This is a genomic window from Anaerocolumna chitinilytica, assembly GCF_014218355.1.
Taxonomy (GTDB): domain Bacteria; phylum Bacillota; class Clostridia; order Lachnospirales; family Lachnospiraceae; genus Anaerocolumna; species Anaerocolumna chitinilytica.
This window is the reverse complement of record NZ_AP023368.1, coordinates 1911663-1934105: the sequence shown is the minus strand read 5'-3', so window position 1 is coordinate 1934105 and position 22443 is coordinate 1911663. Positions and strand designations below refer to the sequence as shown.

The 22443-nt window shown below is 38.1% G+C and carries 26 protein-coding genes; 6 read left to right on the top strand and 20 right to left on the bottom strand.

All coding sequences use genetic code 11. The features are described from left to right. Positions 1-261: 261 nt before the first annotated feature. Positions 262-2274, top strand: a complete 2013-nt coding sequence (locus tag bsdcttw_RS08390) for a KUP/HAK/KT family potassium transporter (protein ID WP_185258930.1) — start codon at positions 262-264, stop codon at positions 2272-2274. 82 nt (positions 2275-2356) lie between these two features. On the opposite strand, the gene bsdcttw_RS08385 is transcribed toward bsdcttw_RS08390, so the two are convergent. The 7 genes from bsdcttw_RS08385 to bsdcttw_RS08355 all read right to left on the bottom strand — a co-directional run bounded on the left by bsdcttw_RS08385 (position 2357) and on the right by bsdcttw_RS08355 (position 8098). Further along, a complete protein-coding gene (locus bsdcttw_RS08385) occupies positions 2357-3514 on the bottom strand; it encodes an ArsA family ATPase (protein WP_185258929.1) in 1158 nt (385 codons plus the stop codon). After that, the gene (locus bsdcttw_RS08380; RefSeq protein WP_185258928.1) at positions 3514-3744 is read right to left on the bottom strand and encodes a hypothetical protein; all 231 of its coding nucleotides are present in this window, start codon (positions 3742-3744) and stop codon (positions 3514-3516) included. Before bsdcttw_RS08380 ends, bsdcttw_RS08385 begins: the two co-directional genes overlap by 1 nt. Continuing rightward, positions 3741-4922, bottom strand: coding sequence for an ArsA family ATPase (locus bsdcttw_RS08375; RefSeq protein WP_185258927.1), 1182 nt, complete (start codon positions 4920-4922; stop codon positions 3741-3743). Before bsdcttw_RS08375 ends, bsdcttw_RS08380 begins: the two co-directional genes overlap by 4 nt. Before the next feature lie 164 nt (positions 4923-5086). Continuing rightward, positions 5087-5578: a MarR family winged helix-turn-helix transcriptional regulator gene (locus bsdcttw_RS08370; protein WP_207726517.1), complete on the bottom strand. Its 492-nt coding sequence runs from the start codon at positions 5576-5578 to the stop codon at positions 5087-5089. Between the two features lie 51 nt (positions 5579-5629). Further along, positions 5630-6538 (bottom strand): DUF3658 domain-containing protein, encoded by a 909-nt coding sequence (locus bsdcttw_RS08365; RefSeq protein ID WP_185258925.1) that lies wholly within the window; start codon positions 6536-6538, stop codon positions 5630-5632. A gap of 72 nt (positions 6539-6610) precedes the next feature. Continuing rightward, positions 6611-7132, bottom strand: a complete 522-nt coding sequence (locus tag bsdcttw_RS08360; RefSeq protein WP_185258924.1) for an AraC family transcriptional regulator — start codon at positions 7130-7132, stop codon at positions 6611-6613. 57 nt (positions 7133-7189) lie between these two features. After that, complete coding sequence (locus bsdcttw_RS08355; RefSeq protein ID WP_185258923.1) at positions 7190-8098, bottom strand: AraC family transcriptional regulator; 909 nt, start codon at positions 8096-8098, stop codon at positions 7190-7192. Positions 8099-8532: 434 nt separating this feature from the next. Between bsdcttw_RS08355 and bsdcttw_RS08350 the strand changes: the two genes are divergently transcribed. Then, the gene (locus tag bsdcttw_RS08350) at positions 8533-9948 is read left to right on the top strand and encodes a PQQ-dependent sugar dehydrogenase (protein WP_185258922.1); all 1416 of its coding nucleotides are present in this window, start codon (positions 8533-8535) and stop codon (positions 9946-9948) included. Between the two features lie 167 nt (positions 9949-10115). On the opposite strand, the gene bsdcttw_RS08345 is transcribed toward bsdcttw_RS08350, so the two are convergent. Together bsdcttw_RS08345 and bsdcttw_RS08340 are read right to left on the bottom strand one after the other, a co-directional pair. Then, positions 10116-10496, bottom strand: a complete 381-nt coding sequence (locus tag bsdcttw_RS08345) for a VOC family protein (RefSeq protein ID WP_185258921.1) — start codon at positions 10494-10496, stop codon at positions 10116-10118. Between the two features lie 40 nt (positions 10497-10536). After that, on the bottom strand, positions 10537-10863 hold the full coding sequence (locus bsdcttw_RS08340; protein ID WP_185258920.1) for a cupin domain-containing protein: 327 nt from the start codon (positions 10861-10863) through the stop codon (positions 10537-10539). Positions 10864-11040: 177 nt separating this feature from the next. Between bsdcttw_RS08340 and bsdcttw_RS08335 the strand changes: the two genes are divergently transcribed. Then, complete coding sequence (locus bsdcttw_RS08335) at positions 11041-11382, top strand: winged helix-turn-helix transcriptional regulator (protein ID WP_185258919.1); 342 nt, start codon at positions 11041-11043, stop codon at positions 11380-11382. A 66-nt stretch (positions 11383-11448) separates the two neighbouring features. Here bsdcttw_RS08335 and bsdcttw_RS08330 read toward each other — a convergent pair whose 3' ends face one another. The 10 genes from bsdcttw_RS08330 to bsdcttw_RS08285 form a co-directional block, all read right to left on the bottom strand. Beyond that, positions 11449-12729 carry a 4Fe-4S dicluster domain-containing protein gene (locus bsdcttw_RS08330; RefSeq protein WP_185258918.1) on the bottom strand — a complete coding sequence of 427 codons (1281 nt, stop codon included), beginning with the start codon at positions 12727-12729 and terminating at the stop codon, positions 11449-11451. A 159-nt stretch (positions 12730-12888) separates the two neighbouring features. After that, complete coding sequence (locus tag bsdcttw_RS08325) at positions 12889-13653, bottom strand: ABC transporter permease (RefSeq protein ID WP_185258917.1); 765 nt, start codon at positions 13651-13653, stop codon at positions 12889-12891. Next, positions 13654-14412: an ABC transporter ATP-binding protein gene (locus tag bsdcttw_RS08320; RefSeq protein ID WP_185258916.1), complete on the bottom strand. Its 759-nt coding sequence runs from the start codon at positions 14410-14412 to the stop codon at positions 13654-13656. Between the two features lie 106 nt (positions 14413-14518). Then, positions 14519-14707, bottom strand: coding sequence for a cysteine-rich KTR domain-containing protein (locus bsdcttw_RS08315; RefSeq protein WP_185258915.1), 189 nt, complete (start codon positions 14705-14707; stop codon positions 14519-14521). Positions 14708-14726: 19 nt separating this feature from the next. Further along, positions 14727-15071 carry a DUF1048 domain-containing protein gene (locus bsdcttw_RS08310; RefSeq protein WP_185258914.1) on the bottom strand — a complete coding sequence of 115 codons (345 nt, stop codon included), beginning with the start codon at positions 15069-15071 and terminating at the stop codon, positions 14727-14729. Positions 15072-15123: 52 nt separating this feature from the next. Beyond that, positions 15124-15471: a DUF1048 domain-containing protein gene (locus bsdcttw_RS08305; protein WP_185258913.1), complete on the bottom strand. Its 348-nt coding sequence runs from the start codon at positions 15469-15471 to the stop codon at positions 15124-15126. Further along, positions 15468-15794 (bottom strand): PadR family transcriptional regulator, encoded by a 327-nt coding sequence (locus tag bsdcttw_RS08300; RefSeq protein ID WP_185258912.1) that lies wholly within the window; start codon positions 15792-15794, stop codon positions 15468-15470. Before bsdcttw_RS08300 ends, bsdcttw_RS08305 begins: the two co-directional genes overlap by 4 nt. Positions 15795-16067: 273 nt before the next feature. Continuing rightward, entirely contained in the window at positions 16068-16922 is an 855-nt protein-coding gene (locus bsdcttw_RS08295; RefSeq protein ID WP_185258911.1) for a sugar phosphate isomerase/epimerase family protein, read from the bottom strand. Between the two features lie 41 nt (positions 16923-16963). Then, positions 16964-18022, bottom strand: coding sequence for a Gfo/Idh/MocA family protein (locus tag bsdcttw_RS08290; RefSeq protein WP_185258910.1), 1059 nt, complete (start codon positions 18020-18022; stop codon positions 16964-16966). A gap of 9 nt (positions 18023-18031) precedes the next feature. Beyond that, positions 18032-18910: a sugar phosphate isomerase/epimerase family protein gene (locus bsdcttw_RS08285; RefSeq protein ID WP_197979833.1), complete on the bottom strand. Its 879-nt coding sequence runs from the start codon at positions 18908-18910 to the stop codon at positions 18032-18034. A gap of 137 nt (positions 18911-19047) precedes the next feature. Here bsdcttw_RS08285 and bsdcttw_RS08280 point away from each other — a divergent pair, with 137 nt between their 5' ends. Further along, on the top strand, positions 19048-19893 hold the full coding sequence (locus tag bsdcttw_RS08280) for an AraC family transcriptional regulator (protein ID WP_185258908.1): 846 nt from the start codon (positions 19048-19050) through the stop codon (positions 19891-19893). A 151-nt stretch (positions 19894-20044) separates the two neighbouring features. Here the strand turns inward: bsdcttw_RS08280 and bsdcttw_RS08275 are convergent, their stop codons facing one another. After that, on the bottom strand, positions 20045-20764 hold the full coding sequence (locus bsdcttw_RS08275) for an SDR family oxidoreductase (protein WP_185258907.1): 720 nt from the start codon (positions 20762-20764) through the stop codon (positions 20045-20047). Positions 20765-21064: 300 nt separating this feature from the next. On the opposite strand from bsdcttw_RS08275, the gene bsdcttw_RS08270 reads away from it, so the two are divergent. Further along, a complete protein-coding gene (locus bsdcttw_RS08270; RefSeq protein WP_185258906.1) occupies positions 21065-21937 on the top strand; it encodes a LysR family transcriptional regulator in 873 nt (290 codons plus the stop codon). A gap of 111 nt (positions 21938-22048) precedes the next feature. After that, a complete protein-coding gene (locus bsdcttw_RS08265) occupies positions 22049-22372 on the top strand; it encodes a hypothetical protein (RefSeq protein ID WP_185258905.1) in 324 nt (107 codons plus the stop codon). Positions 22373-22443: the final 71 nt, after the last annotated feature.

Genomic DNA, 22443 nt, shown 5'->3' with positions numbered 1-22443 from the left:
ATTAAATAAGTTTTATTCAAATAATTAGTGGTACCAATGGCATCGATTATATAAAATAATATTTAAGACATAAGTAAAAACTAATATAATATTAATGCTTTTATAATTCTTAAATTACACTGCTTATGTTAAGCTATATAACTATATAATAAGTAACTAATGATTCATATCTTAATGAAGAAAATGAACGCACGCATATTACCAATCTATTATCTAATAATACTTTATTAAAACAAACATCTTTAAAAGGAGTAAAAAACAGTGGTTTCATCAAAAAAGTCTCATATAACCAAACTCTCACTTGGAGGAATTCTAGTAACATTAGGTGTCGTATACGGAGATATCGGTACTTCGCCTCTTTATGTAATGAAGTCAGTTCTTCAAGGGAATGGTGGCTTAGAAAACGTATCAGATAATTTTATTCTAGGAACTTTATCATTGGTTTTTTGGACGCTAACTATCTTAACAACCATTAAATATGTTTTTATTACACTTAGAGCTGATAACAAGGGAGAAGGTGGTATATTTTCACTTTTTGCACTTGTAAGAAACCGTTCCAAATGGTTGGTTATCCCTGCCATGATAGGAGGGTCTGCTTTACTGGCTGACGGTATGCTGACACCTGCGGTAACAGTTACATCAGCCGTCGAAGGATTAAAACTGCTTCCGGTATTTAATGATATTTTCGGAAACAACCAACGCAATATCGTTATTCTCGTTATCGCAATAATCTGTATATTGTTTTTTATCCAGCACAGCGGAACAGAATTTATCGGAAAATTATTTGGACCTATTATGTTTTTATGGTTCAGCAGTTTAGCTGTTTTTGGAATAATTAATCTTGCCGATAATCCTTTTTTGCTGCGTGCACTGTCACCTCACTATGCTGTATCCATACTATTTAGCAGCGATAATAAACTTGGCTTTTTTATATTAGGCAGTATTTTCTTGTGTTCAACAGGTGCAGAAGCCCTCTACTCAGATCTTGGACATGTTGGGCGTAAAAACATCTATTTCACATGGCCTTTTGTTAAATTATGTTTACTGCTTAACTACTTTGGTCAAGGAGCATGGATTTTATCTGCTAAGACCTCTCAACACACGCTGGAGGATGTTAATCCCTTTTATCAGATGATTCCATCCGGATTCCTGATCTATGGCATCGTTATCTCTACCCTTGCAGCTATTATAGCTTCCCAGGCATTAATATCAGGCTCCTTTACCCTTGTATCAGAAGCCATTAAATTAAATCTGTTTCCAAGATTACATACGTTATATCCTTCTTCCCTAAAAGGGCAGCTCTATATTCCTGCAATTAATAGGATATTATGTGTAGTCTGTATCGGAATTGTACTTTACTTTCAGAGTTCCGATAAAATGGAAGCTGCCTACGGTCTTGCTATTACCGTTACCATGCTTATGACAACAATTCTCCTATTTAACTATATGCGAAAGAAAAATGCACCAATTGTACTTGCAGTCATTATGCTTGTTTTCTTTATGAGTTTTGAAGCATCTTTCTTCCTTGCTAATATTATTAAATTCTTCCATGGTGGATTCGTTGCCGTAATTATTGCTATTTCTATCTTGTTTATTATGTATATCTGGGATAGATCTCATATAATTAAGATGCGTTTTCGCGAAGTTGTACCGATAGAAAATTATATTGCACAGTTAAATCAATTACGTCACGACCCGGATGTTCCAAAATACGCAAGTAATCTTGTATGCTTGACCAATTGTCCTAATACCAAAGAAGTAGAACGTAAAATAATGTACTTTCTATTAGATAAGAGGCCAAAAAGGGCTGATGTTTACTGGTTTGTTAATGTGTATGTTACAGATGAACCTTATCAGGCTGATTATGTAGTTGAAAAATACAATACCTCCTTTATCGTAAATATACAGATTAACCTTGGTTTTAGAATTGAACAGAATCTGAATGTATTTTTACGCCAGATATCAACAGAAATGGTGAATAACAAGGAAATTGACAATCAATCCAATGCTTATTCCATTATTCCGAACCGTAAACTGGGAGACTTTAGGTTTGTATTTATTGAAGAAGTGCTTTCCAATCAGTCCTCACTGTCCGGCTGGGATTCATTCCTGTTAAGAACAAAGTTTTTTATTCAGAAATTTACGGTATCACCATCTAATTGGTTCGGCCTTGACACCAGTGATGTTTATATTGAAAAGGTTCCTATGATACTTGGCCATTCCAATCGTACTGTTTTAAAAAGGAATTCAAAGCCTTCTTGTGAAAAACATTAATAAATAGCAACAATAATAAGACACAAAACATAATAGCTTCGTCACAGGGTGTATTAATCCGAGTGACGAAGCTATTTTTATTTTACTCAAATGATATTATTAACGTTCCCTGTTCCATTTTAGCATTTGCAATTTCTTTATCCTTTAGGTATTCCGGAAGGGTTAAACAGCGTTTTTCGTTCTTTAATGATATTTGAATTTCTCCATTTTGCTGTACCAAGTCCATCTCCGACTTTACAGCAAAAGGAAGACTGATTATCATTTTATAGGTATCATTTTCTTTATTTATCGTATATATCTCCTCACGGGCCAATACATCAATCGGATTGATATCCCCATACAAGTTGCCTGCTTTTTCAAGTATCGGGATGGTTTTTAATTCTTGCTTATGTAGTTGAAGTTCGAATACCGGTATTTCCCTAAAGCTTTCTTTTATCTCATTCAGACCCTCCTTTTGTAATTTCACCCATTTATTGAAATAACCTTCAAGCGCTTCTTCGGGGTACACCTTATTAACTATAATTGCATCCACATTGTAATTGTACAGATGCAAGCAGGTAAAATTCCTTTTTGTTTCACTAATTACAACTTTCTCTGGAGTGGTAACTATCCGTAAAGATACAATATCCTTGTTAAGCATCAACGTCTGTAAACGCTCTAATTTATCCATTAATCGTTCAAAATCATCAAAAACATCATCCTCAGGCATCGGTATTTTAGCCAGTGTCTTCACCAGTGGCCGTGCAATTTTAGCAGCCTTTCTTTTCATAGGCAAGGCCTTGCTGATTACATCACCAAAGAGTTCCGGAAATTTAAGAAGGGAGAGTGTTTCTCCTGTAGGTGCACAGTCAACAATTAATACATCATACTGATTATTTTCATAGATTTCTAGGATTTTAAACAATGCGAACAGTTCTTCTAATCCGGGAAAAACAAGGAGTTCCTCCGCCTCAATTCCACCTTCGGCACGGGATGTAAGCAGTTCCTTGATAAACCCTCTAAAGTTCCCCCATGCCTTCTCATTTTCATCCACAACATCAATTTCAAGAGCATCCAGGTTAGGTGCTATTGTTTGGGATAACCCATTTAATGAAATTCCGAAGGAATCTCCCAGGCTGTGGGCTTGATCCGTACTCATTATAATAACTTTTTTGCCTTCACGGGCAAGCTTAACAGCAGTGGCTGCACTGATACTAGTCTTTCCGACTCCACCTTTTCCTGTATATAATATTATTCTCATCAATCGATATCCACCTTTCTGGCTCCTGAAGCAGAAGCTTTTTGAGGGTTTTCCTGTCTTGTCCCTTCCTGCAAGGTAAAGCTTTCTTTAATCATAGATGTCAGTTCCTTGCCAATCACCTTTAAATGTTCTTGGGTTTGCTCCGGCAATAAGCCCATTAGTGCCTCTGCCTCCATCTTTTTTGCCTCCATCAGCTTTTGCATCGTTGTCATTCTATTGGTTCTAGTCATTCCCTTATACCTCCTTCCGTAAAGTTAACCGTCAATATACCATCAGATAATTGTGCACCGGTTACAGCATAATTTCTTAGCGAATTGGGTTTTGGTATACATCGTTTGAAATTACCGATTTTAAGAATAATATCCGTGCCGGATTCGTGTAGAATCACTTCCCCCTTTTCAATAAAGGGAAGCTTTAACAGAAGGTTGTAGCCATTCTCAACTTTCTCGAAACATTGACTAACTAATTCCTCCTGTATACTAAATACATCTCTGCCTTTCAAAACATTTTGTTCAATACGATCTACGCCGGATAACCCGTTTAAGTCCGTGTCGAACCAAGGAATTTTATAAATAGGCATGCCATCAAAGACTGCTTCCAGTTCTTCAATATATTGATTCTGAATTGCTATCCAATCAATAAAGAATGGGTTATCCATATCTTTAGGTAAAATGCGGTTAATGTAAATGCCATCCACATGATAATCATAAAGGTTCATATACATAAAGTTTCGCTTAGTTTCCTCAACCACCATTTTTTCTGGCATTGTAACAATCCGTATTGATGTCGTTTTACGGTCCTTCAAAAATTCCTGTAATTCTATCAGTTTCCTATATAATCTCTCTATATCTGTCATGGCATCGCTATCCGGTAATTGAATCTTGAAAACTGTTTTTGATATCGGTGCTAAAATTTTCATAGCGACTTTACCTATGGGAAAGAACTTTTCCATATACCATGCAAGTAACTCCGGAAATTTAAGCAGGGCAAGTGTTTCACCCGTAGGAGCACAATCAACGATAATTCGGTCATATTCTCCACTTGCATAGATTTCCTTCAGCTTCAAGAGTGAAAAAAGCTCATCCATTCCCGGAAATATTGATAACTCTCCAATATTACCAATCGGTATTCCAGATGATTCAATGACTTTAATAAGAGCCTGCTTCATATCTGCAAAATCTTCCTCCATTACGTAACTTGGATCAATCTCAAGGGCATATAAATTGTCAGATACTTTTTGAATGGTTTTTCCAATTCGTAAGTCAAATATATCATTAAGACTATGAGCCATATCCGTACTTACAATTAATGTCTTTTTACCTTCGTTGGATGAATTTCTTGCATGGGCGGCAGCAACACTTGTTTTTCCAACTCCACCTTTTCCTGTGAATATAAGCATTCTGGTCATAAAACACCTCCGTTTTTTCTTATACTTTCCTTTACTTTTATTTCTTAATTGTTTTGATACTTTTATTTAATACTAAAATAATTCATCTTTCGAATATTTCGAGTACCGAAGTATATATTCTTAGAGAAGCGAACCTTAAGTTCGCACTCTATTCTTTGTATATTCTATTCAATTGTTATCTTTCTTATCTTTTTAGTCACCTCTTGGGTGTCTTTATGATTCACATTCCGCAGCATATTAATTACTTTATCCAGTACATTATGAAGGATTTTCAATTCCTCCTGCGTCAAATCCTTCATTAACAGCTGACCATAATAGGCAAAGTTCTTAATTATTTCATTGATTTGCTGCTTTCCAGCATCCGCTAAAATAAGGGTTACCACCCGCTTATCGTCTACATTACGGATTCTTGAAACCATCTTCTTATTCTCCATCCTTGTAATAATACCTGTGGCGGTATTCAGGGGAGTACATAGATATTCTGCAACCTGTGACATATTGCTTTCGCCTTTTCGATAGAGAAAAAGTAACACCAGCATTTCATTTTTTGAGCACTCCATCAAGACATTTCCCCAGGTTTCAGGTGAAATAATAAGGCGAAATTGTTCTATATATTCAAATAAGATGTCTTCCATGTTATTTTGATTTAACTGCAATATACTTCCTCCTTCGAACTAAATTAATTCTAACTCCGAAGTATTTATTTGTCAATGGAATTTCTTGCTTTTCTTATCATTTCGTTTAATAACTACGGAATAAGGATGGTCACCAGTCCCTACGGAAAGTTTTATGAACTCACCTGACTGTATTAATGCTTCTATTCGTAAATATAGCAAACGGTCACCAACTCCTGGTACTTGGCCTATTATTTTGCCAATTACTTGTCCAATTCTTATAGGTTCCTCTGAGATGTTAGCAAGAAGAGTAAAATCATAAAATTCAATCGGTACACTAATTACACAACCATTTATAATTGCACGCAAAGGTGCATTTTCAAGCACCAGGTCACGCCATAACCCCGCATAGACACTTCGCTGTAATCCGCTTACCGCTTCCTCATATTGAACAAATGCTCCAAATTTTTCTGCATCTACTTCTCCCGTACTGCGATACCATATAATACAGTTATCACTCTCAAGCTGTGTTGGAATAGATACAACGGAAAGTGGTGTCTTGGAATCTGACATCAGATGACATATAAAATACATACCGCACATTTCAGCGGGATCACTGGTACTTATCCACATTCGAATGGGTTCCAGCGAGGTTTTCGCTTCTTGAAGACGGAGCATAGCATACTGATTTTGCTTCTTTATTCTTTCAAGCTCCTCTGGAAAATCCGTAAAAAGATTGTCAAACATCTTTCTACGCTTACTAATATCGGAATCCACTTCCGAAATATCACCGATGTCCAACTCCAATGTTAATGCGATGACATCCTTAGAACTGCCTTCCATTGTCATACCAGACCATCTATGAGGTTTCATCGCTTCACGTTGTTCATTTTCAGTACCTCCAAACACAGCGACTGCACCGCCTACATTTTCTCCCTGCTTCCTTGATTTTGCAAGCTTAAGAGCACCGGCAGGGCTTTCGCCAAAGGTAAGTTCTATCATATGACATTTTCCTTCTTTCTTATAGGATAAAGCTATCCATCATTGGGAGTTTGTACATTAATCTTAATACCACTAATATTCCAGTTTTTTACACGGCAGATAATATCCAAAAGTAAAGAGATTATTCCCGTCCTCTACTATTTTCGCATACTTCTCAAAGGAGTAGTATTCCATGGATATTCCAACAACTGAATAATCCGGTACATAGCCATTTTCTCTCATTACCTTCTCTGTCTTAGTATGAGCTCCTTTTTCCAGATGAGAGGTATTTCCTTGTATCCAACCAATTCCCATGAGACAGTCAGGAATATCACGGTAAGAGAATCCATCAGGTACAATTGCATCCGGCTTGGCAAATACTCCGGCAATATATACAAACTCTTTTGTCTGGGGATTATATTCCCCCATCCATCCAATGGTATCTCCAAGGGGAGATACGCGTTCAGGCAAGTTTTGCAGAAAATCGTTTGTTCCATCCTTTAGAATATTATTCCATAACTCCGGAACAGGATTCTTCTTTCCAACGACAACCTCTTTTCCTATGAATCTGACTGCTTTAAAGTTTTGTACTTCAAAGTATGTTTTTACTCCCATTATACCTCCCTCTATTATACTGAAACTGTCCCTTTAAATCTATATGAGCTATTCTCATTACTGTTTTTTTATGAAAGGTATATACAATTCCATATAACTGACTTCCGGTGTGCTACCGTAATATATCTCAGGTGAAAAGGCATCCATCGTCAGGTTATGCTTTTCAAGCCATAGCCCGCTATACTTAATTGCCTTGTTAAGGGCAACCGTAACAAGTTCTTGAAAATCACTTGCTTCAAAGCCACAAACGATATATTCACGGGCAGGTAACTGCCATGACTGAAAATGCTCATCCTCAATCACTTCTTCCACTTCAGCTCCAGCGAAATAGGTAAAACATCCGGTTGGAGCATCTCCCAAATATGCAACCCCTATTTCGCGGCCATTCGCCTTTCGGGCAATCAAAGCCTTTTCCTGGTGGAAGCGTCGCCATATTTCTCCGGGTACATCAACACCGGTCGATTCCCCAACTGGCAACTGCCCGGCATTTGGAACATAATCAAAAAAACCCACAAAATAAATTGGTTCCTTTAATAACCTGCGGTTCATTTCTAAAACAAGACCCTCACTAATCAGTGGTACACCTTCATCAATTAGTGTATATCCAAGCAATAAATCAGGTTTATCAAACCGGTTAAGTGAAATCGGCTTTTCCCGATATTGCTCCGGTGTCATTCCATACAACTCTTTGAACCCTCTTGTAAAGGTTTCATGACTGCCAAAACCGTATTCCAAAGCAATATCAAGAATACGTTTATTCTTGTTTTGCAGAACTTCCAGTACGATAGCCATCCGCCGCATTTTAATATATTCACGTACCGGTTTTTTTACCAAACGACTAAACAATCTCTGATAGTAAAACAAGGACAACGAAGCAGTATCAGCCAATTCTTCAATTTCTATTTCTTCTGTTATATGTTCCTCAATATAATCCAGTGTTTTCTGGATTGCTTCCCATGCATGCATCCTATGCACCTCCTATATGGATAGGATAATATATATTTTAAAAACGCGCTTGACTGTGTCTGCTCTTTTTCTTATAAAATGGACCAATCTAGAAACTTAGAAGTAGATTTTTCATACTCACCAGTACCTGTAAGTAGCTAATAAACTTAAATATATTGTATGGTAAATTGGGAAATATTTCAACTCTAATCTTGCCTTGAAAATAGCTAATACCGGACATTCCTTCGAGGAAAAAACAATCCATAGTCTGTAAAGAACTTAAAGGTATCGAAACAAAAAGAGTATTAAAAAGTTGCCATGGACGTATGCAGATGTAGCAAAAGAGATAGTATCTGAAATAACAGCGGCAGAAATAATAGTAATCCCTATATGGTACTAATAGAATCGTTCTAATCATATTTTATTAAAGAAATCAATAGAATGAGGTTAAGACATTGATAAAAGTTAAAGTTAATTTATTGCCCCTGGTAAGTAATATAAATTTGCCCACCGTTTTGAAGACGGCTATATTACCGGGCGATACAGTAGAAAGATTATTTATCGCAACCCAGGTAGGGGAGATTTTTTACATAGGAAACGGAGTGATAGAGACATTCTTAGATATCCGCCCGCGCATCCTTGAATTAGGGGCTTCTTCCGGCGGCTATGATGAACGGGGCTTACTGGGACTAGCGTTTCATCCAGCCTTCTACTACAATGGTCTGTTCTATCTTCATTATTCGGCAGCCGGATCACAAGGCCCGGGTGCTCTTGCCGGAACCTTTGAACCCGACCCATGTGACCCTGCCACCCAAAACCTGGAATGGACAAATCGAGATGTTAACTATAATCACATTGATACTGTTGAAGAATGGATTCTACCATCAAATGCCCAACCTCAAAAACGACGGACTTTATTAAACATAAGAAGACCTTTTTTAAATCACAACGGTGTCAATAGTTTAAACTTCTCTCCTGAGACAGGTAACCTTATATTAACAACAGGGGATGGGGGATTAGGCTATGATCCATTCAATTTAAGCCAGAATGCTATGGAAATTGCCGGTAAAATAATTGAAATTGATATAACGAAAAATATATTTTATGATAATCCACCTGTGGTTACACGTTTTGATGAACTTCCCCTACCTATTCAGGAGACGCTTACGGTTATAGCAAAAGGAGTCCGCAATATTCCGGGCATTTCTTTTCAAAGGTTTTACAATCGGTATATCAAATACGTAGGGAATGTCGGGCAGGATCTGGTAGAATCTATTTTTTCATTCGTTGATTATAAACCAATACCAGTTACTGAGCTTGTGCAATCTTCTTTTGGGGAAACAGAGTCTGAGCAAGAAGGATTTGTTAATTTTGGTTGGCGAGGGTGGGAAGGTGCTTTTCCTACTTCGGTAATACGCGATTGTTCTGCAGATCCAACTTTGAGTGAAAAAGTATTTGCTTATTATGATGAAGCCGTTGAGACTTCCGTACGGCGCCTTCCTCCGCTGATCAGCTATTTTCATCAAGATTCCCGGCCAGGTAAATTCGGAGCAACCGCACTTACAGGAGTCCAGCCCTATGAGGGAAGTGAAATCTCAGATTTATCGGGAAGCATTGTATTTACCGACCTGGCTCAGGATGAAGACTCTCCTCCGCCTGTTAGAGGTGCTTTAGCTTATACCAGAGTAAGCACAGATTGTAAACTGGGGGATTATAGTGTTATTGAAACAGACTATGATTTTGGATCTGAATCATCCTATTATGTCAGCTTGGGAACGAATCTGGATCAAACCAAATTATATTTAGGAGTTTATGGCTCCATGAAAGTATCCGATTATAATAAAGGTACCATTTACGAAATTATCCCATGATTTATAGTTTCGTTCCTATATAACTCTATCTGGAAAGGCCATTTAGGTAGTACTTTAAATGGTAGTTAAAGTATTATATACTACCAGGCTGGTTAATAAAAAACAGCCTGGTTTTAGGTTCCAGATAACTATGAACCGCAATATTGTAATAAGAAATAATCCCATTTTCACCCTCGGAATTCAATTAACTCACCATCGGGACCTTGAAAGACAACTCTTTTCCAGCCTGTCTCCTGAGGCTTTCTGGGCTCGGGAATGTGCGGTTTCGTTACAATTGGAATTCCTGCAGCTCTCAGCCTTTGATAATCCGAATCAAAATCATCACTAATGAGGCAGAAATGGTATCCTCTATTTTCCTTTCCATCTGTCCAATGCTCAAACTCTAGCACGGTATCACCCAACTGAAGGTAAACAACCTTTTCAAGATTCGGAACTCCCGGGACGTCATGTTCGTAATATGCCTTGAACCCAAAGTTTTTTTCATAAAAATCTATGGACTTCTGCCTGTCTCTTACAGAAAAAGCAACATGGTCAATTCTTGTAAACATTAAATAATACCTCCTTTTTCAACCTTGTATTTATGGATATCTATTCTTTTGATGATATGTCAATTTTTATCTGAAGTACAACCCAATTATCAGAACTGGTATTATGAAATCCATGGGTCTCACCAGCTGGTGAAAAAATGATATCCTTCTCTTTTACAGATATTTCTTCTTTGTTTATTGAAATTGTACCTTTTCCGGAAATCACATAAAAGACTTCATCAATATCCGAATGCTTATGATCAGGTGTTGTCTGCCCAGGAGCATAAAGCAAAAGTCCTGTATCCAGACTTCCTGCCTTAAAGATTGCCTTACGAGCGCTTTTTTCAGCGGTAAATTCAAGAATATCAGCTATATTAATTTTTTCCATTTTATTATTCCTGCCTTTTTAAAATTTAATGTTGGTTTTTAGGTGTATAACAACAACTTAGACAATTGTTATAAACCTACTATAATATCATCACAAACCATTTGCAAGAAGGCACTATTTAGTGCTATACTAACCAAAAAGTAAGTATTGAGTAACGATAAATAAGGAGTGATATTAATGCCATGTGATAAATCCTGCCCTATTGAACATACGGTCAATCTAATCGGGCATAAATGGAAAGTGCTTATTTTAAGAAATCTGTTCAATAACGGAACGCAAAGATTTAATGATCTCAGCAAGGGAATCAATAAGATAAGTCAGAAGATGCTGACACAGCAGTTGCGGCAGCTGGAGGAGGATGGGATTATTTCCAGAAAGGTATATCCCGAAGTACCGCCAAAGGTCGAATATTCTCTTACAGAACTGGGTCAATCTTTAAAGCCGATTTTAGACGAGATGAATACTTGGGGAATACAACACCTAAAACAAAGTAACTCAAAGCAGCAAAGCAATGAATAAAAAAGAAAAGACATTAACACCTAATTCCCAGTATAAATAGGTGTTAATGTCTCTTTTTGTTTACTTTTACGGTCTTTTCTCACTCTTATTAGATAACAGCTTATCCAGATAGATGGATTTGAACTGCTTACTGGCTAACATCTGCTTTAATGGCGGTAATTTAAGGATAACTCCAAATACTGCTGCCATTGCACGATGATTAGCAAATGCCTGATTATCGAACACTAGATTCTGGAGGGTTCCTTTTTCAATTGCCTGTAATACAAACCTATGGGTACTATTTACCGGCGTAATCACTTGAACCTCTCTGCGTACTAATTCTATTGCACCTTTGGGGCAGCTGCGTACACATACACCACAACCAAGACAAACCTCTTTATCCACCACCGCTGTCTTACCCTCATTTGCACTTGTTATTGAAATTGCTAATACCGGACATACCTTTTCGCATTTGCCGCATCCCACACATTCATCCGATATTTTTGGTATATAATTCGTAGTAGCCACCGGCTGCATGGGACTAAATTTTCTAGCAGCCTGCAGGGCTTCGCAACAACAGCCGCAGCAATTACATATAAATGCCGGGTCCTCACGTACATTTTCACCGATTTGCACCAAATTCGCCGCATAAGAACGTTCTAATACATCCATAGCCTCTTTCTTGTCAATTAGTCTTGCATGCTGCCCATGCTCTGCAAGTGAACGGGCAACATTTCCAAAGGTAAGACAAACATCCAAAGGAGCATCTATTTCGCATGGGTGCCCTGCATGTAACATCTTATGCCTGCAATAACATGTTCCAAGACCTATATGAGATGCTTCCTCCACAATATGACTTGCTCTTTCATAATCCAGGATATGAATTGTGTTACGATTGGTCAGAACCGGTTCCTGCACGTATACTCGTCCAAGATGTGTTTCTGTTGCGTAAAACAAGTCCTTTACAAAATCTTCTTCCACATTCATGTATTGATAATACAGTTCACTTAAATATTTCTGATCTATATCACCTCTTGTACGCATTAAAGCAAATTCAATAAAACCTGCCATTGGCGGCGGCATTACAAATTGGCGTACCCCTTTATAAAAGGAATCCACTAGCAACGCTTTGTCACAAAGATGCTCCAAAAACGCTTCTGCTTTTCCCTCACTGGTATTCCAGATTTTAGCTGCTTTTTTTGCAGTGAATGGACGAACCGGCAATAGTGCCATCCATTTAGCTTCTTTTTCAGTAAACAAAACCTGCAAAATTTTATAAAGGCTGTCTGATACCGGCGCACCTTGTGTAAACCAATTGATTCTTTCTTCTAGATTTTTATAGGCATCTCTGCTAGTTATATGACCCATGGATTTTCCTTCCTGATAATAAGTATAGATTGATTAAAACTATTCTATCAAATTCTATCATAACTTACCAGACAATCAAAAGATAATTTGGGGCAGGTAGCTTATTTCTCGAATCACATTGGACTTATCTGATAGTTCTCTGAAAGTGTTAATTCAAGATTATAGCTTCTTATAACTTCTCATTGCAAAGAAATAAGCAACAACAGCTATTGCTATACACCATGCAAGGGCATACCAAATATCCCTGCCAACCGGTTGGTTCTCTAACAGGTTACGGATTGCTTCTACAATTGGTGTTACAGGCTGGTTTTCTGCAAATACACGAACTGCTAAAGGCATTGTATCAGTTGGTACAAACGCAGAACTGATAAACGGTAAAAATATAATCGGATATGAAAATGCGCCTGCACCATCCGGTGTTTTAGCTGCAAGTCCCGCTATTACAGCAATCCAAGTTAGAGCTAGCGTGAATATTCCTAGGATTCCAAAAACAATCAGCCAATCCAAAACTCCAGCCGAAGAACGAAAACCCATTAGTAATGCTACAAGTATTATCACAACTACTGAAATTCCATTCGATATTATTGAAGTTAATACATGCCCCCATAGTACGGCAGAACGCGCAATAGGCATAGAATGAAATCGTTCAAAAATACCACGCTGTTTATCCATAAATAAACGATAAGCCACATATGCAATTCCACTGCCAATAGCCATTAACATAATTCCCGGTAAAAGATAATTCACATAATTTCCGGTACCAGTTTCGATAGCACCGCCAAATACATAGACAAATAGTAACATCATTGCAACTGGAGTAATACATACTGTAATAATAGTATCCAGACTTCGAAAAATATGACGCATAGAACGCCCAAACATAACACTCATATCTTTTAGAAAATATTTATTGATAGATTCCATTTATTTTTCCTCCTTTTTTCCAATGATGGTTAAGAATATTTCCTCTAAAGTAGGTTGTTTTTCAACATATTCCACTTTTGCAGGAGGAAATATCTGTTTTAACCCATCAAGTGTATCATTCGCGATTATTCTTCCTTCGTGGAGAATAGCTATTTTATCAGCCAGCTGCTCTGCTTCCTCTAAATATTGTGTTGTCAGGAATACTGTCGTTCCTGCTGCAGATAACTCTTTTACAATTTTCCAGACTTCTAGACGTGCTTCCGGGTCAAGACCTGTCGTAGGTTCATCCAGGAATATAATCTTGGGATTTCCCACAAGGCTCATAGCAATATCAATTCTTCTTTTCATGCCTCCGGAATAGGTACCCACTCTGCGGTCTGCTGCCTCTGACATATTGAAACAGCGAATCAGGTCCTCTGCAATTTGTTTATGGTTCTTAAGATGTCTAAGCTTTGCTATCATTTGTAGATTCTCCCTTCCAGTTAATATTTCATCAATGGCAGCAAACTGACCGGTAAGGCTGATAAGGCCTCTAATTTCCCTGGAATTTTTCTTGGTGTCAAACCCATCGATTGTCACACTTCCGGAATCTGCTTTCAATAAAGTAGCCATAATTCTGATTATCGTTGTTTTTCCTGCTCCATTAGAACCTAGTAAAGCAAAGATGCCTCCCTGTTCAACTTCCAAATCAACTCCTTTTAGAACTTCTACGTTTTTATAAGCTTTCTTTACTGCTTTAATCTGTATGATATTTTTCATTACTTCTCCTCCTCTACATGATTACAACTTCACAGAAGCTGCAATTAATTCCTTAAAGTACCAAAATCACAACAAAAAAGCCGACAACTATGATTTTACTCACATGTTATCGGCTCTGCGTCTTAGCGTCTGGCTCTTTGATAATTGAAATATTCAATTGTTTTACGTTAATCATTGTTTCCTGTTTACACTTGGGACAAAACAGCGGGAAGTTCTGAAGCACTGTATCCTCACGTATTTTGACTCTTGTTTTATTGCCGCAGACCGGGCATAATATCCAATCGTATTTACCCACAAAACCCCCTCAACTTTCTTTATTTATCCGATGATTTTTTGATTGCTTTATAAACATCTTCGTTTGCGGATTCCTGATAGATATCCGCATAAGTTTTAGAATCCTTTATCAAATCGTCACAGAATGCCGCTACATCACTGCCTGTCACTTCCAGTACATCTTTCCTCATTGCCGCACCTTCTTCAAAAAGATCGACAATTCCTGAGAGTAACCCAGTCCCTTCTGTCAGTTCCACAGGACCAACTTTGTAGAGATATTTTTGGATTTCCTTATATACAATCTGATACTCCTGCGGAAGCCCTTTGACACGTGCCATGTGAGCTCTCCACTCTTTTTTACCTTCAATGATATCCTGAATACTCATATAATCCTCCATACAATTCCGGAGCTTAACTTACGAAGCTCCTATTCTCCTACTATCTACCTAATTTTTTTGCGACATTGTTATTTAGCTGCTCACGCCACTTATCACGATAAGACTTTGCTCCTTCTTTATCGACTAATGCGAAACAGAAGCCTTTAATATCATCACCTAATGCCTCTTGGACACTCTGCCCCTCTGCGGCTGTTTCTTCAAGCAGTCCAAGTACACCATCCAGAATCGGCATGAGATTACGTCCGGTAAAATCTGAGTATGACCAGAGATTGACATTAATCTTATCCCATGCTGTTTGATAATCAACTGGCAGCTCCTTTACTCGCGCTTCCAATTCTTTGAACTCTTTCTTCATGTCACTTCCTGTGATTTTCTCCCAAAAATTCATTCTTTTTTCTCCTTTAACTCATTAATTCTCGAGGCTACAAATTCCCATCTATCCCAAAAGTTCTGCAGCTCTGCACGGCCTTCATCGTTTAATGTAAAAAACTTTCTCGGAGGTCCCATATCGGATGGTTTTTTTTCTATATTAACAAGTTTATTCTTCTCAAGTCTCACCAAAATGGTATAAACCGTTCCATCCACAACATCCGAAAAACCGAGAGCATTCAAGCGGCGAGTAATCTCATAACCGTATGTTTCCTCATGGCTTATAATTTCCAGGACACAGCCTTCCAGTACCCCTTTTAACATCTCTGTTATATTTTCCAATTTCTTCACCTCTTTACTCTCTAGTTTTACTGTATCTGGTATTACTTATTACTGCTATTTAGTATTACTGATATTCTGCATTACTTACTACCACTATATAGTAACACGCAGTACTGTTGATGTCAATACCCTATCTTAATTTTTTTACTGTATTTATGAACCCAAAAGTACATTAACTTATCCAGCCTGATAAAACACAGGTGCTGCAATATAATAGAGCCGAAAAAGAATTCTTTTCCGGCTCTATCTTACGCAGTGATAGTATTGTTTATTTTATGCTTCTTTTATATAACGTCTTAAATTGTTCATTCCGATTGTGAGAGCTTTCATATTTTCTTCCATTCCCTCAAATTCAATGGAAATGTAACCATCATATCTTGCATTCTTTAGAGCTTTGATACAGTGAAGGACCGGAACATCCCCATGGCCAACAATGGCTCCTCTTAGATAATTACCGCTTCTTGTTTTAAAAAATCCCTCACCGGGATCGGGCAGCATTGCGGATTTCATATGAAAATCCTTCGCATGTGCATAAAAGGCATAAGGTGCAAGCCTTCCAAAGGCCTTTTCAGGTGCTTCATCAGCACATAAAAAGTTACCCATATCAAGAAGCAGTCCGAAATTCTCATGATTAACGGCATTATATAATTTTTCCATCCTGTCACTATCCTGACAGAAAAACCCGTGATTTTCTACGGTAGTTCGTACCCCTTTGGAGGCCGCATATATTGTAATTTCGTGGCAGGTATCAGCCAGAAACGGTAATATGGAATCAAAGGATCTGCCGTCGCCGGTGGTAGCATCATGCCGGATAACCTTGGCTCCCAGAATAACCGCGATATCCACCATTTTCTTCACTCGCTCAATTTCATGATGAATATTGCCTTCGCTTCCATTTAACAAATCGGCACCAAAGGTAAAACTGGACACAGGCATGTTAAGATGCTTACATTCATCTGATAATCTTTTGGCATACTCTTCCTTTGAGGTACCCTCCGGTGCAAGTATATCTACAAATTCTATCGCATCAAAACCAATGTCCTTTGCTTTTCGGATGCAGTCAAGCTGACTGATTTCACCCGAATATAACATGTTTCCAAAGCTATATGTACTGGCTGATATTTTCATAAATTTAAACCTTTCCAATAAAAAGTATTAAAATAAACCCCTTATAAAATCACTTCATGACCTGTTGCGGCGGATTTATAAATTGCGTCCAATATCGCCATGATTTCAATGCCATCCTGAGCAGGTGATTTACAGGGTATCTGATCGGTGATACAAGATACAAAGTGATCAATTTCCTTGGCAAACAAGCCGTCGAAACTTAATGAGGTCTGTGCATCTAATTTAACATCGGCCAGGTAATCGTTGACCTCCGTGTAAAGTTCCAGTTCCGGATCCAGTTTGGCTCCACCCTTTGTACCGAAAAGCTCTATTTTTCCTTCATCTTTCTTGATATTCAAACTAAAGCTTGCTTCAATGGAAAGGACCGCACCATTATCAAAGCGTATCATAGCACTTGCTAAATCCTCCACATCACATATATCATTATTGGTAGTTCTTGAGGCAATATACTGCTTCTTTCCTTTAATGTTTCTTCTGTCATCCAGCTTCTTAAAGGTGGTGCCATATACGGAAACAGGTTTCGGATTACCCATTAAAAATCGAACAAGATCAATTACATGGACTCCCAAATCTATTAACGGACCTCCTCCTGAACGTGACTTATCACCGAACCAGCCTCCTGGATTCCCATTCCGCCTCAGATAAGTTGCTTTTGCATAATAGATCTCACCGAAATAATCGGATTCAATAAATTCCTTTAATATACCGCAGTCATTTCCATAACGTCTGACAAATCCAATCATCAGCAATTTGGAGTTTTTTTCGGCTGCCTCTTTCATGGCCTGTGCATCTTCTTGAGATACAGACATAGGCTTTTCACAGAGTACATGTTTGCCTGCATTTAAAGCTGCAATGGTACAGGGTGCATGTGCTGAGTTCCAGGTGCATACACTGACCGCATCAACCTCTTTCAGACTCAGCATCTCATTCATATCAGTAAAAGTACGCTTAACCTTATATTTGTCCGCCATAAATTTCAGACGTTCTTCATTTATATCACAAAAGGCGTATAATTCAACGTTTTCATTGTTCTTATAAGCTTCTATATGCTGCTCGGAGATAGAACCTGTACCGATAATTCCGATTTTAATTTTTTCCATCATTTCCTCCTATAAACTTTTCATCCTATTCAGAAAAGTAACTGCATTTTTTATATCCTCTTCCGGATTGTCCCCAACTTCACGTTCTATTGTTAAGAACCCCCTATAACCTATATCATCCAATGCCTTTAAGTAATCTTTGAATTTAACATCCCCTTCTCCCAGCGGAAGTTCAATAAAAGGCTGGTTTGTTTCCTGAGAAAGGAAATCATACTGCGGTATGTCACTAATTACTTCTTCTTTGATTTTATAGATAATTTCGGGGTCTTTTATTTGAAGACGTCTGCCGTCCTTGGCATGAGTGTGTACAATGTAATCTTTTAAGGTATAAACGGCTTTAACAGGGTCATCTCCCGTTACCATTACGAAATTAGCTGGATCAAGATTTACTGCAACCCCTTTTGAATTAAGTCCATCTAAAAATTCTTTTAAAGTAACTGCAATTTCTGGTCCCGTCTCAATGGCAAAGTGCCCATTCATAGAATCTGCATAGCGGCTAAGAGTATAGCAGGCCTCCTGCATAATCTTATATCTTTCATGATTCTTATCTGCCGGAATTACTCCGATATGAGTAGTGATAATATCTGTTTCTAAATCTTTTGCCAGCTCCATTATACGTTTTGATTTTTCAATGAGCTCTGGATTTTTCTCTTTACTGCCGAAGCCGTGACCTAAATCTCCGCAAAGGGCAGAAAAAATAAGCCCGTTGGATTTAACCATATCAAGAAGTTCTTTCCTCTTACTTCCAGTTAATGCTTCCGGGGAGTACTCACCGGAGGTTGCATACATCTGGAGCCCTTTTGCTCCGAGGAGCGCTGCTTTTTCTATAGCATTTTTCGTACTTAGTTTAAAGGAATCCAACATGACTCCAATTGGGAAATCGTACATAATAACCATCCTTTCCATAAAAAAGTTGTCTGTTTGTGAACCTCATTGTATAATTGAACTGACAGGAAGTAAAGAAATGAAGTTGCCGTAAATTAACACTATATTGCTCAAATTAGATTTGTTAGAGGAAGCTGCTGATGAATACCAATAATTTTTATGAACCACATACACACAAGGACCCATCGTTTCCAATTATTTTCCACTTGGATACGATGCAAAAATATCAGTCTAATTTTTTGCCTCACTGGCATGAAAGTCTTGAGATCTTGTATATCCTTCATGGAACTATTAATGTTCTGGCGGATGCTGCCAGTGTTACCGCCGGTAAGGATGAAATAATTGTGATTAATTCAAATAATGTTCACTATATCCAAACCCTAGCTGAGGAATCACAATACTACTGTTTAATTATCGACCGGAAATTCTGCGAGGAATTTAATCTGGATACCGGTGAAGTGGTATTTCAACGGCAGATACAAGATCATGAGCTGGGAGAGAAATTTAAGATTATCAATGAGGAATTTCATTTGCGGAAATCCCTGTATAAAGCAAAAATAAAGGCAACAGCCATGGATTTAGTCATCAGTCTTTATCGAAATTACACAGTTGCAGAGTCCTCCTTATCCAGACAGATAAAAAGTGACAAAATAGAAATCATAAAAAAAGCAATCCGTTACATACAGTCCAATTATACGCAAGAGATTACGATTACAAGTATCTCAGCCGAGATTGGCATAAGCAAATATTATTTTTGCCGAATATTTAAGGAAATTACAGGTTACACCACTGTAAGTTTTCTTAATATAGTAAAATGTAACAATGCAAAAAAATTATTGCAAAGCGGTAAGTACGGAGTAGAAGAAGCTGCTTTGATGTCTGGTTTTGACAATCTTTCTTATTTTTCAAAGACCTATAAAAAGCATATGGGTAATTTGCCTTCCTCTGATTTACTTCCTTCTGCAACGCGGGGTATTTCAGACTAGGCAATGATAGTAAATAGAAAAAGACGCAGAAATGAGGCTTTTCATCGTTTCTGCGTCTTAATATTTGTCTCACGGATATTGAACTAGATTTCGTTTTCCTTATAATTAAGTACTATGGTATTTAGTATCGCTATCACCATTATCCCAGGTGTTATGCGTATCTTGCGCCGCCTTCAACATGGATGGTTTCCCCTGTAATATTTCCTGCATTAAGGAGCCATAGAGCCGTATCCGCAATATCAGCGGCTGTTCCGGCACGCCCTACCAAGCTGGAGCCTGCAATACTTTCCAGCCATTCCTTTTTGCCCTGTTCTCCTAGAGAGTTCCATGTACCGGAATCCGTAATTCCCGGAGAAATTGCATTCACACGTATGGGTGCAAGTTCTTTCGCCAGCTGGGAAGCCAGAAAAGCAACGGCACCATTGGTAACCCCCATCACCGTATATCCGGCGGATGGTGTCCAGGCAGCTACTCCGGAGAACAAAAGAATGGAACCTGTCGGTGGCATAATAGGAGCAAAGTGCTTTGCCAATAACATCGGGCCAATCACTTTAGCTTCAAAAGCAGTAATGATTTTTGCATGGTCCAAGTCCTTAACAGGCACGTTATGGTGAGCAGATGCAGTTATAACTACATGGTCCACATGACCCAGCTTCGCTGCCGCAGAAGCAATCGTGCTTTCGTCTGTTATATCAATCTGAATTGCACTAGCAAAAGAAAGCTTCCCTGCCGCCTGTGAAGCCTGTTCCAGATTACGTGCTCCTATCACTACCTCTGCTCCGGCTTCGCTGGCTTCCTTTGCAATCGCAAGGCCTAAGTATTTTGAACCTCCTATTACCAATATTCTTTGCTTACTCAGTTGATTTTTCATTTTATAGTCTCCTTTCATATTGAGTTTTAATTGTTTAAAATGAAATAAAATCGATAAATATATCCTCCTGTGATTCCCCGTCAAACTAAGTAAAAATATCTGTACTCAGCTCAGAGAAAATCCTCCACATACTGACATCGGTATATATACAAGTGGAATGAGTTATGATATATTTCTATTTACATAATAATCTTAGATAATAAGTTTGCCTAATTGTTTTTGTACATAATGGGTATAACCAAAATGCATAACTCACTTTTCATTTGAGTATGCGCGAAAGCGCATCACATGGAGGATAATATGATAAGCCTTGAACAAATACGATATTTTCTGGAGGTTGTACGATGCGGCAGCTTAAATCGGGCCTCCGAACAGCTTTATATCTCACAGCCGTCACTTTCCAAACAGGTGCAGCGCCTTGAAAAAGAACTAGGCTGTGCACTGCTTCATCGAAATTACGATGGTGTGGAGCCAACTCCCCAGGGAATGCTTCTTTATGAACGAATGAGTGGAGTACTGGATGAATTTGACCGAACAATTGATCATGTCAGAAATTTTGAAGAAGTTCACCAGCTTCGCATCGGCGGCCTTGGGAACCTGGTGACTTATTTTCTTCCCCGTTACATGGAAAGTCTGAATGCAAATGGTCAGAACAAAGTGATTGTGGATACCCGTCTTTCTAACCGAGAACTTGTAGAGGGCCTTGAAAATGGAAAGTTTGACATTGTACTGCTCTCTAATGCCGAACCTCAGCAAAATATTGCCGTAATTCCCCTCATGACAGAGCCGCTTTATGTGGTATTCCCTGTAACTCATCCATTGTTTCAACAGAAAGACATCAGTTTTATGGATATCGTCACTCATGAAAGACTGGTACTCTATAAAGATCCATGTACCATCCGCGCTTCTATCCGCAAACAATGTAACCAAATGAAAGTCACCCCTAATATTGTTATGGAACTGGACTTGACGGAATCACTTTTAGGTTATGTAAGCCGTGGGGATGGAATTACTCTTCTGCCTTCCATTGTGGCAAAGGGTATTCAAATGCCCTCCATTGCTGTACGAGAGATCAGCCGTATTCCAATCTACCGTGAAATCTCTGTCGCCATGAGAAAAGAAGATGTTTCCTTGTATTTACCTATGTTTTCCGGGGACACTGAAATATCCTAGTTTTGTTGAACTAAGTAATACTTTCATGGATATGCGATTTATTTAAAAATCTTGTATTGAACAATTTTCGCCATGAAGCATATAATAAAAAAAAAGCTTAAAGGTTATATTATGGAATTACTTGAATTTGCAGAAGAATACCCTGAAATCTATGCAATGCTAAATGATAATGTAAATTATATCATCGACAACAACCATATGAACGGTGAAGAGTCCCTCTTAACTCTAAATAATATGGTCGACAGCCTCATAGATCAATATGAAGAAAATAATTATTACGTCTTAGATAAGATCGATAGTCAGCAGATAGATGAATTCGGAAATGATGGCAGATACCGCCGTAGACGACGCAGACGTTTTCGTGATTTTAATGTAAGAGATATCTTAACACTTCTGTTTTTTAGAAATTTGTTTAATAGACACCGCCGTTATTAACAGAAATAACCATAGTTTTTGAAACCTTAAATTATGCATGTATTTGTCTAATATAAATATTAGCTGAATAC

Excerpts from the sequence above, each read along its gene's own strand:
- bsdcttw_RS08385 (WP_185258929.1), bottom strand. The coding sequence starts at position 3,514 with ATGAGAATAATATTATATACAGGAAAAGGTGGAGTCGGAAAGACTAGT.
- bsdcttw_RS08380 (WP_185258928.1), bottom strand. The coding sequence starts at position 3,744 with ATGACTAGAACCAATAGAATGACAACGATGCAAAAGCTGATGGAGGCA.
- bsdcttw_RS08375 (WP_185258927.1), bottom strand. The coding sequence starts at position 4,922 with ATGACCAGAATGCTTATATTCACAGGAAAAGGTGGAGTTGGAAAAACA.
- bsdcttw_RS08365 (WP_185258925.1), bottom strand. The coding sequence starts at position 6,538 with ATGATAGAACTTACCTTTGGCGAAAGCCCTGCCGGTGCTCTTAAGCTT.
- bsdcttw_RS08360 (WP_185258924.1), bottom strand. The coding sequence starts at position 7,132 with ATGGGAGTAAAAACATACTTTGAAGTACAAAACTTTAAAGCAGTCAGA.
- bsdcttw_RS08355 (WP_185258923.1), bottom strand. The coding sequence starts at position 8,098 with ATGCATGCATGGGAAGCAATCCAGAAAACACTGGATTATATTGAGGAA.
- bsdcttw_RS08345 (WP_185258921.1), bottom strand. The coding sequence starts at position 10,496 with ATGTTTACAAGAATTGACCATGTTGCTTTTTCTGTAAGAGACAGGCAG.
- bsdcttw_RS08340 (WP_185258920.1), bottom strand. The coding sequence starts at position 10,863 with ATGGAAAAAATTAATATAGCTGATATTCTTGAATTTACCGCTGAAAAA.
- bsdcttw_RS08335 (WP_185258919.1), top strand. The coding sequence starts at position 11,041 with ATGCCATGTGATAAATCCTGCCCTATTGAACATACGGTCAATCTAATC.
- bsdcttw_RS08330 (WP_185258918.1), bottom strand. The coding sequence starts at position 12,729 with ATGGGTCATATAACTAGCAGAGATGCCTATAAAAATCTAGAAGAAAGA.
- bsdcttw_RS08325 (WP_185258917.1), bottom strand. The coding sequence starts at position 13,653 with ATGGAATCTATCAATAAATATTTTCTAAAAGATATGAGTGTTATGTTT.
- bsdcttw_RS08320 (WP_185258916.1), bottom strand. The coding sequence starts at position 14,412 with ATGAAAAATATCATACAGATTAAAGCAGTAAAGAAAGCTTATAAAAAC.
- bsdcttw_RS08310 (WP_185258914.1), bottom strand. The coding sequence starts at position 15,071 with ATGAGTATTCAGGATATCATTGAAGGTAAAAAAGAGTGGAGAGCTCAC.
- bsdcttw_RS08305 (WP_185258913.1), bottom strand. The coding sequence starts at position 15,471 with ATGAATTTTTGGGAGAAAATCACAGGAAGTGACATGAAGAAAGAGTTC.
- bsdcttw_RS08295 (WP_185258911.1), bottom strand. The coding sequence starts at position 16,922 with ATGAAAATATCAGCCAGTACATATAGCTTTGGAAACATGTTATATTCG.
- bsdcttw_RS08290 (WP_185258910.1), bottom strand. The coding sequence starts at position 18,022 with ATGGAAAAAATTAAAATCGGAATTATCGGTACAGGTTCTATCTCCGAG.
- bsdcttw_RS08285 (WP_197979833.1), bottom strand. The coding sequence starts at position 18,910 with ATGTACGATTTCCCAATTGGAGTCATGTTGGATTCCTTTAAACTAAGT.
- bsdcttw_RS08280 (WP_185258908.1), top strand. The coding sequence starts at position 19,048 with ATGAATACCAATAATTTTTATGAACCACATACACACAAGGACCCATCG.
- bsdcttw_RS08275 (WP_185258907.1), bottom strand. The coding sequence starts at position 20,764 with ATGAAAAATCAACTGAGTAAGCAAAGAATATTGGTAATAGGAGGTTCA.
- bsdcttw_RS08270 (WP_185258906.1), top strand. The coding sequence starts at position 21,065 with ATGATAAGCCTTGAACAAATACGATATTTTCTGGAGGTTGTACGATGC.
- bsdcttw_RS08265 (WP_185258905.1), top strand. The coding sequence starts at position 22,049 with ATGGAATTACTTGAATTTGCAGAAGAATACCCTGAAATCTATGCAATG.